General features: G+C 49.2%; 17 protein-coding genes and 1 pseudogene. 14 read left to right on the forward strand and 4 right to left on the reverse strand.

All coding sequences use genetic code 11. The annotated features are described in order from the left end of the window. Window positions 1-67: 67 nt before the first annotated feature. Window positions 68-1,807 carry a GNAT family N-acyltransferase gene (locus C2M36_RS13030; RefSeq protein ID WP_105255259.1) on the reverse strand — a complete coding sequence of 580 codons (1,740 nt, stop codon included), beginning with the start codon at window positions 1,805-1,807 and terminating at the stop codon, window positions 68-70. A 199-nt stretch (window positions 1,808-2,006) separates the two neighbouring features. Here C2M36_RS13030 and C2M36_RS13035 point away from each other — a divergent pair, with 199 nt between their 5' ends. Beyond that, window positions 2,007-2,930: a 2-hydroxyacid dehydrogenase gene (locus tag C2M36_RS13035; RefSeq protein ID WP_105255260.1), complete on the forward strand. Its 924-nt coding sequence runs from the start codon at window positions 2,007-2,009 to the stop codon at window positions 2,928-2,930. Between the two features lie 311 nt (window positions 2,931-3,241). Here the strand turns inward: C2M36_RS13035 and smrA are convergent, their stop codons facing one another. Together smrA and C2M36_RS13045 are read right to left on the reverse strand one after the other, a co-directional pair. Then, window positions 3,242-3,835 (reverse strand): DNA endonuclease SmrA, encoded by a 594-nt coding sequence (smrA, locus tag C2M36_RS13040; RefSeq protein WP_105255261.1) that lies wholly within the window; start codon window positions 3,833-3,835, stop codon window positions 3,242-3,244. A 147-nt stretch (window positions 3,836-3,982) separates the two neighbouring features. Beyond that, complete coding sequence (locus tag C2M36_RS13045; RefSeq protein ID WP_199883049.1) at window positions 3,983-4,216, reverse strand: hypothetical protein; 234 nt, start codon at window positions 4,214-4,216, stop codon at window positions 3,983-3,985. Between the two features lie 394 nt (window positions 4,217-4,610). On the opposite strand from C2M36_RS13045, the gene C2M36_RS17075 reads away from it, so the two are divergent. Both C2M36_RS17075 and C2M36_RS13050 read left to right on the forward strand, forming a co-directional pair. Beyond that, complete coding sequence (locus tag C2M36_RS17075) at window positions 4,611-4,745, forward strand: hypothetical protein (RefSeq protein ID WP_267894664.1); 135 nt, start codon at window positions 4,611-4,613, stop codon at window positions 4,743-4,745. Between the two features lie 82 nt (window positions 4,746-4,827). Next, on the forward strand, window positions 4,828-5,208 hold the full coding sequence (locus C2M36_RS13050) for a response regulator (RefSeq protein ID WP_105255263.1): 381 nt from the start codon (window positions 4,828-4,830) through the stop codon (window positions 5,206-5,208). 105 nt (window positions 5,209-5,313) lie between these two features. Here C2M36_RS13050 and rpsT read toward each other — a convergent pair whose 3' ends face one another. Continuing rightward, a complete protein-coding gene (rpsT, locus tag C2M36_RS13055) occupies window positions 5,314-5,574 on the reverse strand; it encodes a 30S ribosomal protein S20 (RefSeq protein ID WP_105190149.1) in 261 nt (86 codons plus the stop codon). A 326-nt stretch (window positions 5,575-5,900) separates the two neighbouring features. On the opposite strand from rpsT, the pseudogene murJ reads away from it, so the two are divergent. From murJ to C2M36_RS13110, 11 genes and pseudogenes are all read left to right on the forward strand, one after another. Next, a pseudogene (murJ, locus tag C2M36_RS13060) lies at window positions 5,901-7,480 on the forward strand (murein biosynthesis integral membrane protein MurJ). Window positions 7,481-7,542: 62 nt separating this feature from the next. Further along, complete coding sequence (gene ribF, locus C2M36_RS13065; protein ID WP_105255264.1) at window positions 7,543-8,496, forward strand: bifunctional riboflavin kinase/FAD synthetase; 954 nt, start codon at window positions 7,543-7,545, stop codon at window positions 8,494-8,496. A 21-nt stretch (window positions 8,497-8,517) separates the two neighbouring features. Next, window positions 8,518-11,340 (forward strand): isoleucine--tRNA ligase, encoded by a 2,823-nt coding sequence (ileS, locus tag C2M36_RS13070; RefSeq protein WP_105255265.1) that lies wholly within the window; start codon window positions 8,518-8,520, stop codon window positions 11,338-11,340. 14 nt (window positions 11,341-11,354) lie between these two features. Beyond that, window positions 11,355-11,858 (forward strand): signal peptidase II, encoded by a 504-nt coding sequence (gene lspA, locus C2M36_RS13075; protein ID WP_105255266.1) that lies wholly within the window; start codon window positions 11,355-11,357, stop codon window positions 11,856-11,858. Next, window positions 11,851-12,291 (forward strand): FKBP-type peptidyl-prolyl cis-trans isomerase, encoded by a 441-nt coding sequence (gene fkpB / locus C2M36_RS13080; RefSeq protein ID WP_105255267.1) that lies wholly within the window; start codon window positions 11,851-11,853, stop codon window positions 12,289-12,291. The genes lspA and fkpB overlap by 8 nt, the downstream gene beginning before the upstream one ends. Further along, window positions 12,291-13,220 (forward strand): 4-hydroxy-3-methylbut-2-enyl diphosphate reductase, encoded by a 930-nt coding sequence (gene ispH, locus C2M36_RS13085; RefSeq protein ID WP_105255268.1) that lies wholly within the window; start codon window positions 12,291-12,293, stop codon window positions 13,218-13,220. The genes fkpB and ispH overlap by 1 nt, the downstream gene beginning before the upstream one ends. Before the next feature lie 16 nt (window positions 13,221-13,236). Then, on the forward strand, window positions 13,237-14,283 hold the full coding sequence (locus C2M36_RS17020) for a sensor histidine kinase (protein WP_234399176.1): 1,047 nt from the start codon (window positions 13,237-13,239) through the stop codon (window positions 14,281-14,283). Further along, window positions 14,271-14,975, forward strand: a complete 705-nt coding sequence (locus C2M36_RS13095; protein WP_105255269.1) for a LytR/AlgR family response regulator transcription factor — start codon at window positions 14,271-14,273, stop codon at window positions 14,973-14,975. Before C2M36_RS17020 ends, C2M36_RS13095 begins: the two co-directional genes overlap by 13 nt. 269 nt (window positions 14,976-15,244) lie before the next feature. Next, complete coding sequence (gene pilV / locus C2M36_RS13100) at window positions 15,245-15,781, forward strand: type IV pilus modification protein PilV (RefSeq protein ID WP_105255270.1); 537 nt, start codon at window positions 15,245-15,247, stop codon at window positions 15,779-15,781. Window positions 15,782-15,790: 9 nt separating this feature from the next. Continuing rightward, the gene (locus C2M36_RS13105; RefSeq protein ID WP_105255520.1) at window positions 15,791-16,837 is read left to right on the forward strand and encodes a PilW family protein; all 1,047 of its coding nucleotides are present in this window, start codon (window positions 15,791-15,793) and stop codon (window positions 16,835-16,837) included. Continuing rightward, window positions 16,819-17,301, forward strand: coding sequence for a pilus assembly PilX family protein (locus C2M36_RS13110; protein WP_105255271.1), 483 nt, complete (start codon window positions 16,819-16,821; stop codon window positions 17,299-17,301). The genes C2M36_RS13105 and C2M36_RS13110 overlap by 19 nt, the downstream gene beginning before the upstream one ends. The last annotated feature ends 24 nt before the right edge of the window (window positions 17,302-17,325 follow it).

Consider the following 17,325-nt stretch of genomic DNA (forward strand, 5'->3'; position numbering starts at 1 on the left):
CTGAAGTTGATAAATGAAAAAGCCGGTGCAGACACCGGCTTTTTTGTGGTTGGGGGAATGCTATGTATTATTGCGCCTTAGTGCGGGCGATCAGGCTGTCATTGGTTAGATAACGCTGTGCCTTTTTCTCTTTGAGTTTGGCCATATCGACCAAGACCAGGCCATCGATACAGTTATTAAAGTCGGGATCGACACTAAAGCTTAAAAAGGAGACCCCATCCTCCTGGCAAAGTTCAGTGTATTGCTTGAACAGGGTGGGGACCTGAGCGCCCATATTGGCGAGGATATGCTTGAGCTCGGTAAAGTCTGCTTTGACATCGTCACCACAGAACACGCTGTGCGCCTGGGCCAGGCTATCGTCATGATGTTTAAACTCATGCTTTGGCGTGGCCAGTTGCTGCTTTTGTCCATAGTAGTGCTGATAATGATACACCAACAACTCCTTGGCATTTTCCGGCAGGGCATTGGAGAGGCTGACGGCACCAAACAAGTAGCGATACTTGGGGTAGCGGCTTACGAAAGCGCCGATGCCAAACCATAAATAGTCCAGGCTTTTACGACCCCAGTATTTGGGTTGTACGAAGCTGCGTCCGAGCTCGATGCCTTGCTGGAAATATTCATCCATGCCCGGCTCATAATAAAACAGGCTGTCTGTGTACAGGCCCTGGCGCCCTTGCTTGGCGATGATTTCATCCGCGCAGGCCAGTCTGTAAGCGCCTACTAACTCCAGCTGCTTTGGATCCCAGAGCAAGAGATGATGATAATCCATATCATACTTATCGATGTCGCGGCGTTTACCACTGCCTTCGCCCACGGCACGAAAGGCGATTTCCCGCAGGCGGCCAAGCTCGCGAAACAGCGCCGAGCTGCCTTGATACTGATACAGATAAATCTGCATGCCGTCCTGGGTTTCCCCTAAACGCTCGCACTCGTTAAGGGCGGACATCAAGGCCTTGCGGCACTCGGCATGGGCGATGGGGGTCTGGGTTTTTAGTAGCTCCGGCTTTTTCGTGCCGAGACGATACAGTTGCTTACGAATAAGTCGGCTGATCTCTTTATCGTTGAGGTTATCAAGCAGGTAAGACTTGGGCACGATGGCGGCGCCAATTTCAAATTCCAGCGACTTTTGTCTTTGCTTAAACATCTCTTTGACCAACAAGAGGCTGGCGAGCGGCTTGTAGATCATCGAAGTGCCATAAAACAGCGGGCTGTTTTTGGCCTTAACTAAAATCGGCAAAATGGGTGCGCTGGCTTTTTTGGCGATGCGTAAAAAGCCGTGGTTCCAGGTGCAGTCTTTAACGCCGGTCGGACGCAGGCGCGACACCTCCCCGGCGGGGAAAATCAGCAGTGCCCCTTCATCTTTAAGGTGTTGATGAATGGCGCCTAACTCTTTTTTGCGGCTGTTGCCGGACATATTGTCCACCGGCAATAATAAAGAGTGCATGGGCGTGACGCTCATAAGTAGGCGGTTGGCAACCACCTTGATATCCGGGCGGACTCGCGCCAAGACGCTGATCAGTGCCAGGGCATCAAGTGAGCCGATAGGGTGGTTTGCGACGATCACCAGTCGTCCTTCACTGGGAATATTGTCCAGCTGAGCCGAGTTAAAGCGGGCACTGAAATCAAGCTCTTCTAAAACTTGCTCGATAAATTCCAGGCCTTGTAAGTGCGGGTAATTATCACCAAAAGCAACAAACTCTTGCTCATGTAACAGATAACCCAGGCCTTTTTTAACCAGCCCTTTGACCTTGGGAGAGTTTGCTAAACTCGGTAGGTTATCTTCTACGACCTTATCAATGCTGATCATATTGTGCCCTTTGGCAGCGAAATAATAGCTAGATTAAAAATCGACCATGACACTAAGGTGTAAAATTGGTGACAATTTTAAGACTACTTATGTGATAGTCAAAAATGGTAGAAGGAATAAATTACAAAGGGTTTCAGAGCCTAGTGATCCAAGAAGCAAGCTATGTGATACTGCTCTTTTTATTGTTCGGGAGCACGTTATGGGCTTATTGATAGCCATACCTAATCGTAATACAGAGCGTTTAGAGGCGCAGTTGGTGGCGCAACTGGGTGCCGACAAGGTGCAGGTGTGGCCCGATATCCGAGATGCTGACAGCATAGACATGGTATTAGGTTGGCAGGTTCCGGAGCAACTATGGTCGCAGTTACCGAATGTGCGTGCGGTGATGTCCTTTGGCGCCGGCGTTGATGGCCTGAATTTGGCGGCGATCCCCGGCCAATTGCCGGTCAGTCGAATTGTCGACCCGGAACTGGCAACCGATATGGCCGAGTATGTGTTAACCCAGGTGTTATTGCATAAAACCAATATGCCCCGCTATATGCGCCAACAAGCGCAGCAAGAGTGGCGACCCAAGCGGGTGCATAGCCATAACAAGGTGGGTTTACTTGGGTTTGGTCAATTAGGGCAAGCCATTGCCCGGCGTTTAAACGCCAATGGCTTTTCGGTGCTGGCCTATTCGAACAGCGCCAAGACTGATAGCGACGATGTACAGCATTTCCAAGGTGCCCAGGGTTTACAGGCCATGGTGACACAAAGCGACTATCTGATCTGTATTCTCCCCTTAACCTCGCAAACGAAAGGCATTATCAATGCCGACTTATTGGCTCAATTGCCCGAGCATGCGGTGGTGATCAACGTAGGGCGCGGTGCCCATGTGGTAGAAGAGGATTTACTTGCAGCATTACAAATGCAGCAAATTGGTGGCGCATCTCTCGATGTCTTTAATCAGGAGCCTTTGCCACCGGCGCATCCGTTTTGGCAAACCCCAAACCTGATCGTTACTCCCCATTGCAGTGCGCTAAGCAGGATAGATACCGTGGTTGAGCAAGTGGTGGCTAATTATCAACGACTAGAGCGGGGCGACGCTTTGCTCCATTGCATAGACAGAAAAAGGCAATACTAATTTACTACTGGCTAAGTAAACAGCTTGTTAATTTTTGGTCGCTTGCTTATAGTGTCTGCCGTTACATACTTGATGTAAAAAAAAGAATAATAATTTTAGCCGACTACAGGCTAAGCCAAGTGGGAAGCGTCATGAAACACAATCAAGGTGGAGCTAAGATTAGCTATGTGCTGATTTGGGTTGCTTTTCTAGGATTAGCTGCCTGGTTCAACCAAGCTAACGCCATGCCTCTGTAAGGCTGCAGTACTACCATTCCAATGCATAAAAATGCCGAGCTGAGCTCGGCTTTTTTTTGTCTTTAATAGGCCAGGTTAGCGCTTGGCATGCAGCTCTCTGTTTTCCAGTTTTTTCTGCGTACTTTTCTTCAACAGCGCATAGGTTGAGCCGAGTCCGCCATGGCACTTCAGAGCGCTGTGAAAGGCCAGAACACAATCGAGTTGTTGTAACCAATGGTTAACATAACTTTTCAACAGGCCTTTATGTGGCTGACTTTTTTCACCGATGCCGTGCCTGATCAATAACACCCGAATGTTACGTTCGTGACAATCCGTAATGGTTTCATACATGACTTTGCGTGCCTGGACCAGGGTTTGTCCATGCAAATCCAAAGTCGCATCCACATCGTATTTACCGAGTCGGAGATTTTTAAACACGCCTTCTTGCACACCGGATTTTTTAAAGGTTAAAAAATCATGGGGGTCGAGCAGTTCAACGTGTTCGCTTGCTAACAGGTTGTCATCGAGTTGAATTGCCTGCTCTGCGGCACGGCGCTTTTCTTGCTGCGCCAGCGTGGGCTTGGATGAACGGTTAAAGTGACTGACGGTATCGGGTTTCGCCATGGGAGTGACGTCGCCCATAAACTCAGCAAATAAGTCGCTGTCGTGTGCTTGAGATGAAGAACTCATAATCGCCTCGCCAGAAAGAGTACTGCCAGGCTTTATGTTAGCTTATTTTCTTACGGCTGTACCACAGCATTTTTTCGCTGTGGTACCGAGTGCGTGCTTTTTGCGCTGAGCTCGATAGCTGTTGCACCGAGCTAGCGCTATGACATATTACATCAGGCGACCAACGCGGCTAGTGTACACCTTGAACAAATAAAAGGTATTAATTAACACTAGGGTAATGTTGGTCAGACCGTTGGGCGTAACCAGCTGTTGAGCATGAACAAAAAACAACAAACCAATGGCAATGCTTGCGGCGATACGCAATAGGGTGCCATGACTAATAAAGAAAGCGCCAATAGCCAGTGCTCCAAGTATGATTTGTATTCCAAGGTTGACGTCCAACTTGCTCGACTCCAAAGTGTAATAAGGCTAAAAAAGGAGCGCTATTATGCGAGTCAATATAGGCGTAAACAAACGAAAAAAAATATCGTTTTCGGATAAGTTATATTAATCTGAAATTTAATTCACCCAGAGTGAAAATACACCCAGATTTGATTGAAGCACTAGGAACTGGGAGCGGGTATTGAAGCCGAGTAAATACTAGAGAATGACGAGTTTTCTTGGGTAAAAGTCGATAAATCAGTTGTTAAGGAGGCGTTCAGCAGTATTTTTGCCACTTAGTTAACTAGATAGTGATGCATATGCGGGCATAAGTCAGGCGCTCCCGTTTGGTATTTTTGTACATTAAGAGTGAGCCAGTCACGCTAGTTCGACAGAATAAACATAAGTTTGCGTAATGTTTACCAAGGCCATTAAGCGCCCTGTCAGTAGCCTGGGTGTAGAGTCGGCGCTTAGGCTGTTTGGCAAATGGTGGCCGCTGCGCGATGTGTTCTTGTTGAAGTCTTGGCCTAACCGTCGCATGGCTCTATAATGGTGGCGGTTTTTAGTGTAGCGTGGTCATGTAAGTTAGTTCTTAGAATGCCCCATTCAGTAGGATAAGTTAGGAAGTTTCAATGGATGATATAGCAATTTTAATAGTGGATGATGTTGGCACGGTACGGAGTTTTCTCAACCAAACCTTGATGCATTTAGGGATAGACAATGTTGATGAAGCGGCAAACGCGGCGCAATGTATGTCGGCCTGTGCGCAAAAAAATTACCAGATTGTGTTTTTAGATATTGAATTGCCCGATGGCGACGGTAAGGCGATGATCGCCGATATTAATGCCGTGTTACCCGACGCTAAGGTAGTGATGGTCAGCGCTCATTCAACCATAGATAACGTCAAGGACGCCATAGACAAGGGCGCCAAAGGTTTTGTGGTGAAACCCTTTTCTCCAAAGAAGATAGCGGCGATGCTGAAAAAGTTTTATCCCAGTATAGAATTTGCGTAACAGTCAAAGCGTGGCGAGGAGCAGAGGCTCCGTCATTTGCTTTCACGTATTGCAGACATAAAAAAACCGGCCTAGGCCGGTTTTTTTGCTAGATTAAGAGCTAAATTATAGCGCTTTGATCTTAGCAGCAAGACGGCTCTTATGGCGAGCTGCCTTGTTTTTGTGGATTAGACCCTTAGTTGCGTAGCGGTCTAAAATAGGTGTAGCTACTGCGAAAGCCGCTTGTGCAGCTTCTTTGTCACCAGCTTGGATGGCAGCAATTACTTTTTTAGTGTATGTACGCATCATTGAACGACGGCTTGCGTTGTGCTGACGGCGTTTTTCGCTGGTTACAGCGCGTTTCTTTGCAGACTTGATGTTAGCCAAGGTTTGCTCCTAACAATCTTAAATAAAGCTTATATTTAAAGGCCGTGGACTATGCCCGTTTTTTTTAAATTTGTCAATCAAATTTACTCACGTGGCACAGCCAACTGCAGGAGTAACGAATCGCCAATGCCTACCGGGAGACACATATATAAGGTGCGATAGCGGGTTAGTGCACCCTATACCCAATAAAATTTGGTTTGTTATTGCAGTTAATGGCCTGTGACCGCGGCGGATTATAGCAAAGCAAATGAGCGGCGACCAGCGCTGTATTCGTTCGGCTTTTATTGGCATAATGCCGCAATTAATGTCGGCCCAAGAGAGGATGTGTGGCTAACAGCTTGTTTCGTTCCGGTATGATTGTCAGTGCCATGACAATGATTTCGCGGGTGTTAGGATTAGTGCGCGATGCGGTGGTGGCCAATTTATTGGGCGCCAATGCCAGTGCCGACGTGTTTTTATTCGCCAATCGTTTCCCAATTTTTTACGTCGTTTGTTTGCCGAAGGCGCGTTTGCGCAGGCCTTTGTGCCGGTGCTGAGCGAGATTAAAGAGCAACAAGGCGATGACGCAGTACGGCTCTTTGTTGCCCGCGCCGCAGGCACCTTGGGCACTATATTAATTATTGTCACCTTACTTGGGGTTATCGGTTCGCCCATTATTGCTGCGCTGTTCGGTGCCGGCTGGTTTGTAGACTGGTACCAAGGTGGCCCCGAAGGGGATAAATTCCTCTTGGCTTCGAGCTTGTTGAAGTGGACCTTTCCCTACTTATTCTTTGTCTCCTTGGTGGCCCTCAGCGGCGCAATCCTGAATGTCTATAACCGCTTTGCGGTGGCCGCATTTACTCCCGTGCTGCTTAATATTGCCATTATCGGCTGTGCCATTTTCCTGCACCAACACTTTGAGGTAGGAGCCTATGCGCTGGCCATCGGTGTGTTTGTGGGCGGTGTGGTGCAACTGGCATTTCAAATTCCCTTCTTGTATCGCGCCAAGATGTTAGTTAGGCCACGCTGGGGCTGGCATGACGAAGGGGTAAAAAAGGTACGCACCCTGATGATCCCAGCGCTGTTCGGGGTGTCGGTGTCGCAAATCAACCTCTTTTTGGATACGGTGATCGCCTCCTTTTTAGTTACCGGCTCCATTGCCTGGCTTTATTACGCCGATCGCTTAATCGAATTCCCGCTGGGGCTGTTTGGCATCGGTATTGCCACTGTGATCTTGCCGACCCTGTCGAAATTACATGCCGGCGATAAAGGCTCGGACTTCCAGGTCACGCTGGACTGGGGCGTGCGCTTTGTAATTTTCCTCGGGTTACCGGCCATGGTTGGCTTGATGCTGATCAGCCCGTTGATCATTACCGTGCTGTTCGACCACGGCGCCTTTGCCAGTGCCGGTGAAGACCACGTAAAAGCGGTGGCCTTAGGGGTTGCCGCCTACGCGGTGGGCTTGGTGAGCTTTATGCTGATCAAGGTATTGGCCCCAGGCTTTTATGCCCGTCAAGATACCCGCACTCCGGTACGTATCGGTATTATTGCCATGGCTTTGAACATGGTGTTCAACCTTATGCTGGCCCCCTTTATTGGCTACTTGGGATTAGCCCTGGCCACGGCGCTGTCGGCTACCTGCAATGCCTTGTTGCTTTATCGTCAGTTGGCCAAGGATGGGGTGTATCACTTTTCCCGCTTTAGCCTGGCTTTTAGCCTCAAGTGCGTATTTGCTAGCGCAGTGATGGGTATTTTGGTTTACCTGGTGCAAGCCCAGTTTGACTGGCAACACTGGCCGCTGCTCGAGCAGATTATGTTGCTGGCAGGCTTGATCGGAGCGGCCGCAAGCACCTACTTTGGCATGCTTTTTATTTTCGGTGTACGGCCAAGAACGATAAAAAATGTGGCAACTACTGAATCACATTAAAAAAAAGATTATAATCGGGCACTTTCGTCAGCAGTAGTGCGCAAAGACAAGGCATTTGAGCGATGGAGCTTATACGCGGAATCCACAACATACGCGACCAACATCATGGCTGTGTACTCACCATAGGTAACTTTGATGGAGTGCACTTGGGCCACGTCGAGGTGATCAAGGGGTTATTAGGGGACGCCAAGGCGCTCAACCTGCCTAGCACCGTGATGATCTTTGAGCCGCAGCCACAGGAGTTTTTTAGCAAAGAGCAGGCTCCGGCACGGCTAACGCGATTACGCGATAAGCTTGCCTTACTTGCCAAGCTTGGGGTTGAGCGGGTGATTTGCGTCAGCTTTAACCGCAAATTTGCCAATTTGGCCGCCGCCGACTTTGTGCAGCAGGTGTTGATCGATAAGCTGGGTGTAAAAGCCTTGACCGTGGGCGATGATTTTCGTTTCGGTCGTGGCAGAGAAGGTGATTTTTCTTTGCTTCAAGAGCTAGGCAAGGGCGCCGGCATGGCGGTAAAAAGCACGGAAAGCTTTAAGAAAGCCAATGCCAGAGTGAGCAGCACCGCCATCCGCACCGCCTTGAAAGCGGGAGATTTGCAACTGGCGAAAACCATGCTGGGTCATGACTATGCCATCAGTGGCCGGGTCATCCATGGCTGGAAAAAAGGCCGTGAGTTGGGTTTCCCAACCGCTAATGTGGCTCTTAAACGACAGGTATGCCCTCTTAATGGCGTATTTGCGGTGCAGGCAGTGATAGCCGGGCGCACCTATAACGGGGTAGCGAATGTGGGTAATAAGCCTACATTTAATGGTACTCGAGCCTTGTTGGAAGTACACTTGTTCGACTTTGACCAGTCGATATATGGACAATTTATAGAAGTGAAGCTTAAACATAAGCTTCGTGACGAACAAAAATTTAATGGCTTCGATGAGTTGGTGCAGCAAATTAAGCACGACGCCATCGCGGCAAAGCAGTTTTTTACTTTAGCGACCACCGCTGAGCGCAGCGGCAGTCTGTAGCCGATACGGAAAGTAGGATTAATGAGCGACTATAAACATACCTTAAACTTACCGGAAACCGAGTTTCCAATGCGTGGCAACCTAGCCAAACGCGAACCGCAAATGTTAAAGCAATGGTACGAGCAAGACTTGTACGGACAAATTCGCGCCGCAAAAAAAGGTAAGAAGTCTTTCATCTTGCATGATGGACCTCCATATGCCAATGGCAACATTCACCTAGGTCACTCAGTAAATAAAATCCTAAAAGACGTGATTATCAAGTCGAAAACCCTGTCGGATTTCGATGCTCCTTATGTTCCAGGCTGGGATTGCCACGGTCTGCCAATCGAATTGATGGTAGAGAAAAAGGTAGGCAAGCCGGGTCACAAGGTAACGGCCGCCGAATTTAGACAAAAATGTCGCGACTACGCCGCCAAGCAGGTGGAAGGTCAAAAAGCCGACTTTAAACGCCTGGGCGTATTCGGTGAGTGGGACAACCCATATCTGACCATGAACTTCGATTTTGAAGCTAATGCCATCCGTACCTTAGGTCGTATTATCGACAAGGGCCACCTGCATAAGGGTGCTAAGCCGGTTCACTGGTGTACAGATTGTGGTTCGGCACTGGCCGAAGCCGAGGTTGAATACCAGGACAAGCAGTCGCCAGCCATCGATGTGAAATTTGTGTTCGCTGACGAACAGGCCGTTGAAGCGGCATTCGCCTTGAGCGCAGAGCACAAGGGCACAGGCAGCATCGCCACCGCGATTTGGACCACAACACCTTGGACCCTGCCGGCAAACCGTGCCGTAGCGGTGCACGCTAATCTTGAATATGCCTTGGTTCAAGTAGAAGACGAAGGTCAACAACAGCGTTTAGTGCTTGGCTCTGAATTGGTTAAAGATTGTATGGACCGCTTTGGCTTTAAGCATTTCCACACGCTTGGTTATGCCAAAGGTTCTACCCTTGAAAACCTGCAAGCTGCGCACCCATTCTTAGAATTCAATGTGCCGGTGATTCTGGGCGACCACGTTACCACGGACTCGGGTACAGGTATCGTGCACACCGCGCCGGGTCATGGTCAAGAAGACTATGCGGCAGGTCTTGCCTATGGTCTAGAAGTTGCGAACCCGGTTGGCGCTAACGGTGTGTATCTTCCGGATACACCTATTTTCGCCGGTCAGCACGTATTTAAAGCCAACCCGAATGTGATTGAGCTGCTGCAAGAAAAAGGTGCCTTATTGCATCACCATGCGCTTCAGCACAGCTACCCACATTGTTGGCGCCACAAAACGCCTATCATCTTCCGTGCTACGCCACAGTGGTTTATCGCCATGGATAAAGCGGGCTTGCGCCAGGATTCACTGGCTGAAATCAAGAAGACAGAGTGGTTGCCAAGCTGGGGTGAAAGCCGTATCGAAAACATGGTTGAAGGCCGCCCGGACTGGTGTATCTCGCGTCAGCGTACCTGGGGTGTGCCGATTGCCCTGTTTGTGGATAAAGACACGGGTGATTTACACCCGAACAGCAGTGAACTGATCGAAAAAGCGGCGCAACTGGTAGCGAAAGGCGGCATTCAGGCATGGTATGACCTTGAGCCGGAGACTCTATTAGGTGCAGATGCTGAGCGTTATGTAAAAGTACAGGATACTTTGGACGTTTGGTTTGACTCGGGTGTAACACACGCCTGTGTACTGGACGCCCGCGATGAGCTGAGCTCTCCGGCGGATCTATACCTGGAAGGGTCGGATCAGCACCGTGGTTGGTTTATGTCATCGTTGATGACCAGTGTTGCCATCCATGGCCGCGCGCCATACCGTCAGGTTATGACTCATGGTTTTACCGTGGATGAAAACGGCCGCAAGATGTCTAAGTCTTTAGGTAACGTAATTTCACCGCAAGACGTGATGAATAAGATGGGCGCCGACATTCTGCGTCTATGGGTGGCGTCGACCGACTTTACTGCAGAGATGACGGTGTCGGATGAAATTTTCAAACGTGCCGCGGATCGTTACCGTCGTATTCGTAATACCAGCCGTTATCTATTGGCTAACCTAAATGGCTTTAACCCAAGCACCGACTTGGTTGATGTGGCTGACATGGTTGAGCTTGACCGTTGGATCGTTTCTCGTGCGGCGCAGCTGCAAGAAGAAATCGTTAATGCCTATGACGAGTATCAGCTACTTGTGGTTACACAGAAGCTAATGAACTTCTGTACCGGCGAGCTGGGCTCTTTCTACCTGGACGTAATTAAAGACCGTCAGTACACGGCCAAGGCTGACTCGCACGCTCGTCGTTCATGTCAGAGCGCTCTGTACCATATTGCCGAGGCGATGACACGTTGGATGGCGCCGATTCTAAGCTTTACCGCTCAAGAGATCTGGCAGGTGCTGCCGGGTGAGCGCAGCGAGTTTGTATTCACGGGTACCTGGTATGAAGGTTTAACTTCGGTTGAAGGTCAGTTCTCTAATGAACAATGGCAAACCGTGTTGAACGTCCGTGATGCGGTAAACCGTGTCCTGGAAAGCGCCCGTAAGGAAGACATTATCGGTGCTACCTTGCAAGCAGAGGTGACTCTGTACGCCAATGACGAGCTTAAAGCGACACTGGATGCCTTGTCTGACGAGCTGCGCTTTGTGCTGCTGACTTCTAAAGTATCCGTGCTTGCCCATGGCGATAAGCCAGCTGACATTGCAGAGTCTGAATTGACTGGCTTAGCCGTATTCGTGGCCGCCACTAATGCACAAAAATGTGAGCGTTGTTGGCACTATTGTGATGACGTAGGCAGCGTTGAAGCACACCCTGAGCTGTGCGGTCGCTGTGTTACCAATGTTGATGGTGATGGCGAAACGCGTCAGTTTGCTTAATCTAAGTTGTAGGAGTGACTGTGTCAGCTAAGCGAAATGGACTAATTTGGTTGGTACTCACGGTGGTGCTTTTGGTGGTCGATTGGGCCACCAAAACCCTAGTGATTAATACCATGACTGTAGGGCAGAGCATTGATATTCTGCCTGTTTTCAATATTACTTATGTGCATAATCCGGGAGCCGCATTTAGCTTTTTGAGCGAGGCCGGTGGCTGGCAGCGCTGGTTCTTAAGCGCCATTGCGGTGGCTATTTCGGTGCTGCTTGTCTGGTGGCTTAAACGCCTACCCGCATCGAATAAATTACTTGGCTGTGCCTATGCTCTAGTGCTGGCCGGTGCCTTGGGGAATCTTTATGATCGCATGGTATATGGCTATGTGATTGATTTTATTCATGTGTACTACCAGAACTGGCATTATCCTAAGTTTAATATTGCCGATTGCGCCATCTGTATTGGTGCCGCGCTATTGTTAATTGATGCCTTTAAATCAAGCAGTAAAAAGGAGTCGGTCAATGAGTGAAGCGATTATCGGTGCTAATTCTGAAGTACTGTTTCACTTTTCGATTAAGTTATCGGACGGCTCTGCCGCCGATTCTACCAAGGTCCACAACAAGCCTGCTAAACTGGTAATGGGTGATGGCAGCCTGACGGAAAACTTTGAGAAGTGTTTACTTGGCCTGCGCGCCGGTGAGGAAAAAAGCTTTGAGCTAGAGCCAGAGGACGCCTTTGGTCATCCTAACCCGGACAACATCTATCACGTTGACCGCAGCAAGTTTAGTGCCGAAGCGCCGGCCCAGGTGGGGGCGATCATTGCCTTTACCCAGCCCGATGGCACCGAACTGCCGGGTGTAGTACGAGAAGTGCTGGGCGAGTCGGTAACCATTGATTTCAACCATCCTTTAGCGGGCCAAAAGCTTACGTTTGAGGTGGAGATCTTGGAGGTCAGCAACTGATGAAAATCATGTTAGCCAACCCGCGCGGATTTTGTGCCGGGGTCGATCGGGCGATCAGCATAGTAGAGCGTGCCTTGGATATTTTCGAGGCCCCCATTTATGTGCGTCACGAGGTGGTTCACAATAAATACGTGGTTAATGGCCTGAAAGACCGAGGCGCCGTATTCGTTGAAGAGCTCCATCAGGTACCCGATGACAGTATTGTGATTTTCAGTGCCCATGGGGTATCGCAAGCGGTGCGCCAGGAAGCTAAACGTCGTGACTTGAAGGTATTCGATGCCACCTGTCCCTTGGTAACCAAGGTGCATATGGAAGTGACTCGTGCTTCACGCCGTGGCACCGAATGTATTTTGATTGGTCACCAGGGTCATCCCGAGGTGGAAGGGACCATGGGTCAATACGACAACCCTGAAGGCGGTATCTATCTGGTGGAAACCCCAGAGGACGTGGCTAAGCTTCAGGTTAAAGATGCCAGCAAGTTGTTCTATTGCAGCCAAACTACCTTGTCTGTTGACGATACCGCCGATGTGATTGATGCATTGCGTGAGCGTTTCCCCGACATCGATGGTCCACGCAAGGACGACATTTGTTATGCCACCCAAAACCGTCAGGATGCGGTGCGTGATTTGGCCGACAAGGTTGATGTGCTCTTGGTTGTCGGAGCGAAGAACAGCTCCAACTCTAACCGCCTGCGTGAACTGGCTAGCAAGATGGGCACTGCAGCCTATTTAATTGATGATGCCAGCTCCATTGATGCCAACTGGTTACAAAATGTTGATAGTGTGGGCGTGACCGCTGGCGCATCGGCGCCCGAGGTGTTGGTAAAAGAGGTGGTCAATCACCTTAAATCACTTGGCGGCGAACAGGTGGTGGAAAACCCAGGGCGCGAAGAAGATATCGTCTTTGCCGTTCCTGCAGAGCTTAGATAAGCATTTGGGGTGATTAATGAGTCAGTCGTTATCAGCCCAAGCTAATTCCTATTCTTTACTGACCACCTTGTGTCAAACGCGCGGTATTCTTAGCGCTTTGATCGTGGCACAGGTACTGGCCCTGATCATTAGTTTCAGCGAGTACCAACCGGATAATTTCTGGTTGGTACTTGGCCAGAGCAGCCTGCTTATTCAATTTATTACCTCTATTAGCATTGCCGCGCTTTATATTCTGAGCCGAGTTAAGCCCGACCTAAACAATTCGGTGCAAGCGCTTGCGGTGGTTACCGTGTTGGTGCTTAGCACCCTGGCTATCACCTTGTATATCAGCTATCTCGAACTGCTCGATGCTGGGCTTTCTCATTGGTTTGTGTTTAAAAGCAGTGCCATCAGTCTGCTGGTCGCGGCTTTGTTTGTGCAGTTTATGGCCATCTATAACGAGCATGCCAAGGCGCATTCGGCCTATGCGCGAGCCCAACTAGATGCGTTACAAGCCCGTATTCGCCCACACTTTTTGTTCAATAGCCTCAATACCTTAGCTGAGTTGGCCCATGAAGATAGCGACGCCGCTGAGGAGTCGGCATTGGCGCTGGCATCTTTATCTCGCGCCGCGATGCAGGTGGGACAACAAAGCACCCTGGCGCAGGAGCTGGCCTTAGCTAAGCGCTATATTGCCCTTGAGCAGTGGCGCTTTGGCGAGCGTCTTAAAGTCAACTGGCACCTCCCGGCGAACATGCCTGAGCTGGTTTTGCCTTGTTTAACGCTGCAGCCCTTGTTGGAGAACGCCGTCGTCCATGGTATTGAGAGCAGTGATAAAGGCGGAGTGATCGATGTTGAGGTACATATTGGTAAGCAAAGTGCTACTGTTATTGTTAGCAATAGCCTGAGTGCACAGTCGACCCCAACGACTCGGGCGCACAACGGTATAGCTCTGGATAATATTCAAAAGCGCCTTAGTATCATATATGCGGGTCAGGCCAGCATGCGCGCGCGCCGACTGGCGAACAGTTACCGCGTTAAATTGGTGGTGCCTAAAATGGAGTCAATACAGTGCAAGTTTTGATCGTCGATGATGAACCCATGGCGCAAAAACGTCTAAATCGTCTTTTGGCCGATCACCAGCATATTGATGTGATTGGTTATGCCGATAATGGCCATGAGGCTGTTGAGTTAGCCGCCCAGTTACAGCCTGATGTGATCTTTATTGATGTTGAAATGCCAGGGAAAAATGGCCTCACCGCGGCACAAGAAATTAACGAGCAAGCGATTCCTCCGGCCATCGTTTTTGTCACCGCTCACCCCCAGCACGCCCTCGATGCCTTTAAGGTGATGCCCGCTGCGTACCTTTTAAAACCCTTGGAGCGCCAAGAGCTCGATACAGTAGTGAATAAACTGAGTCAGCTAAATAAGGCGCAGGTAAAAGGGCAGCAACAGCAGAGCATTAGCTATAAGGTAGGAAATCAGACCAAAAAATTAAACCTGGCTGATATTCTTTATTGTTGTAGCGATGGTAAGTACACCCAAGCCATCTGCAGTGATACGCAGGTGTTACTCGATACCAGCCTCAAAGAGTTGGAGCAACAGTACCCGATGGTGTTTTTGCGTATTCACCGCAATACCTTGGTAAACAAGGCGCAGCTTCAATCCGTGGTGCAGCAGGACAAGCAATATCAGGTACGGTTAAAATCTAGCCCCGAGTTATTGAGTGTCAGTCGTCGCGAAGTCTCGCGGGTAAAAGAAGCGTTAGCCGACTAACTTATCATTAACCATGTTTCTCGCTCATGGATTGCTACCCGCTACTCAAGTGTGCAGTAAGCGATTTAACTTCCTTCACACGTAACTTATATGGAGTTCAGCTTAAAGCTGATTTTTAAGGAAAAAATCTTAGTTTTTTTGGTACTACCTGAACCCTTTACTTAGCTCGACCGCTTATTCCTCTAAATATACCGTTTATTCCTTCAGACGTTGAGCCTGGTGCTTGAGTTACTAAACTGTTAAGAATTACTGCAACTCCATGGATCATTATGCGTAATCAACAAGGTTTTACCCTCCTCGAAACGCTTATTGCGTTTATTGTTTTAGTGTTTGGCCTCCTCGGTGCCATTGCCTTGCAGGCAAAGGCGAAGCAGGCTACCTATGACGCCATGCAACGCGCGGCAGCGCTGGGCGTTGCCAACGATGTGATTGAGCGTATGAAAGCCAATACCGAAGGGGCGCTGGCGGGCAACTATAACGGCAATATTGCCAGTAGTGATACGCAGGACGGCGGTTATATTAGCTGTATAAACAGCGCCTGTAGCGCGGCTCAAATCGCGGGCTTTGATATTGAGCATTGGCGTAAGTCGATTCGCGCCACAGATAACACGGGTTCGTTGTCCGATGCCATGATTTGTATTACCACCAATGGTGGTGCCGATAACCTAGCCATTAATGTGGTGATTTCTTGGGATTCACGCCAAGAGTTGACCAGTAATGCAGGTGCCGGGGCGGTTAAAGCGGATTGCGGTACCAATGATGACCGCCGCCGTGTTTTAGCACTTAATTCATTTCTATTTGTGTAGGGAGCGACAATGGATATAAAGCACAACAGGTTTAATCGAATAGCCGGTTACACCCTATTAGAGCTAATGATCGCCATGGTCGTTGGTTTGTTTTTAATTGGCGGCGTGATGTTTACCTATTTGAGCATGAAGGTGACCACCTCGGATACGGTAGAAATGGGTGAACTGCAAGAAACGGGTCGTATTGCCCTGGATATCTTAGGTAAAGAGATAGCAATGGCGGGCTTTTTTGGTCGCTTGAAGTCAGACTCTCTGTCTTTTAGTGAAGTTACAGTTAGCGCTCCTGCATCTGATTGTTCCGGTGGCCCCAATAACGGCAGCTTTCCAAACCCCGGAGCGGGGACAAACTTTCGTGTCCTTTATGGCACAGTAGTTCCTGACGGGTCATCAAGCGCTTTAGCTTGTATCAATGATGCGGTTGACAACAGTGATGTAATTCAAATCAAGCGGGCGTCGGGTAATGATGTCAGTGGTGCCTCTACAAATGGCAATCAATATTATGTAGAAACCACGTTAGGCAACGCTCGTTTTATCGCTGGCGGCAGTACTGCAATCGACGTCGATGGCACGAATGTCTGGCCTTACAGCCATACCGTGTATTACATAAGTGAGCAAAATTATAACTCTGGCGGCAAGTCGATCACAGTTCCAGTGTTGATGCGTAAGCGCTTAACTACGAATGCGGATGGTGCTGGAAATGCCGGTATGCGTTCTGAGTCGGTGTTAGAAGGAGTGGAAAATATTCGTTTTCTTTACGGCTTGGATCAAAACGGTAACGGCGACGTTGATGTCTATCGCGATGCCTCGCAGATGACACCAGCCGATTGGGAACAATCGGGCGCTACTAAGATAAAAACAGTGCAAGTATCTGTGCTCGTACGCGCCACCAATGAAGATGCCAATATTCAATTAACCAACCAAACCTATGTACTGGGCGGTGATGCCACCGCTACGCAGCGACGATTAACCTTTACCGATAATTATCGTCGCATGGTGTTTGTCTCTACCTTTAAGGTCAAAAACTCGGGGGGTAACCAATGGTTAATCACAATTTAAATTTAAAACAGCAGCGCGGTGTGGTGCTTATTGCCGCTTTAGTGATGGTGCTTGTGGTTAGCGGTATTGCCGTCACCCTGATGAGTAATAGCAGTGTTGATATGAAGGTGATCAATGCGGCGCAGGATTATGATGAAGCGCTGACACTTGCCTACGCCGACACATCCCGTGCCATTTATGACGAAATTAAGCTCAATGGTGCCACCAAGTTTACTACGCCCAACCTGGGTGGGGGAGATGAAACTGTGCCTATGACAGCGACCGGAGCGCAGGCTACTTTAGAGCTAATTAAAGCACCAGGAGAACCCCAGGCGACCAACTGTTCTCCTCGACGTTCGGCAAATGCTACGAATTCAGATGTTAAATGTAGCGTCGATTTAAGGCTTTCCTCGACCATAGCTTACGGTAAAGGCAACCGCCACTTGGTTAACGTGATTACAGGCATAGAGCAAGAGTCTCTATAGCATGCTTGGTAAAAATTAATAGGT

It is taken from the genome of Pseudoalteromonas sp. T1lg75, from assembly GCF_002964705.1.
Lineage (GTDB): Bacteria > Pseudomonadota > Gammaproteobacteria > Enterobacterales > Alteromonadaceae > Pseudoalteromonas.

What these genes read in the sequence shown, in the direction of transcription:
- C2M36_RS13030 (WP_105255259.1), bottom strand. Translation starts at nt 1,807, where the DNA reads ATGATCAGCATTGATAAGGTCGTAGAAGATAACCTACCGAGTTTAGCA.
- C2M36_RS13035 (WP_105255260.1), top strand. Translation starts at nt 2,007, where the DNA reads ATGGGCTTATTGATAGCCATACCTAATCGTAATACAGAGCGTTTAGAG.
- smrA (WP_105255261.1), bottom strand. Translation starts at nt 3,835, where the DNA reads ATGAGTTCTTCATCTCAAGCACACGACAGCGACTTATTTGCTGAGTTT.
- C2M36_RS17075 (WP_267894664.1), top strand. Translation starts at nt 4,611, where the DNA reads ATGTTTACCAAGGCCATTAAGCGCCCTGTCAGTAGCCTGGGTGTAGAG.
- C2M36_RS13050 (WP_105255263.1), top strand. Translation starts at nt 4,828, where the DNA reads ATGGATGATATAGCAATTTTAATAGTGGATGATGTTGGCACGGTACGG.
- ribF (WP_105255264.1), top strand. Translation starts at nt 7,543, where the DNA reads ATGGAGCTTATACGCGGAATCCACAACATACGCGACCAACATCATGGC.
- ileS (WP_105255265.1), top strand. Translation starts at nt 8,518, where the DNA reads ATGAGCGACTATAAACATACCTTAAACTTACCGGAAACCGAGTTTCCA.
- fkpB (WP_105255267.1), top strand. Translation starts at nt 11,851, where the DNA reads ATGAGTGAAGCGATTATCGGTGCTAATTCTGAAGTACTGTTTCACTTT.
- ispH (WP_105255268.1), top strand. Translation starts at nt 12,291, where the DNA reads ATGAAAATCATGTTAGCCAACCCGCGCGGATTTTGTGCCGGGGTCGAT.
- C2M36_RS17020 (WP_234399176.1), top strand. Translation starts at nt 13,237, where the DNA reads ATGAGTCAGTCGTTATCAGCCCAAGCTAATTCCTATTCTTTACTGACC.
- pilV (WP_105255270.1), top strand. Translation starts at nt 15,245, where the DNA reads ATGCGTAATCAACAAGGTTTTACCCTCCTCGAAACGCTTATTGCGTTT.
- C2M36_RS13105 (WP_105255520.1), top strand. Translation starts at nt 15,791, where the DNA reads ATGGATATAAAGCACAACAGGTTTAATCGAATAGCCGGTTACACCCTA.
- C2M36_RS13110 (WP_105255271.1), top strand. Translation starts at nt 16,819, where the DNA reads ATGGTTAATCACAATTTAAATTTAAAACAGCAGCGCGGTGTGGTGCTT.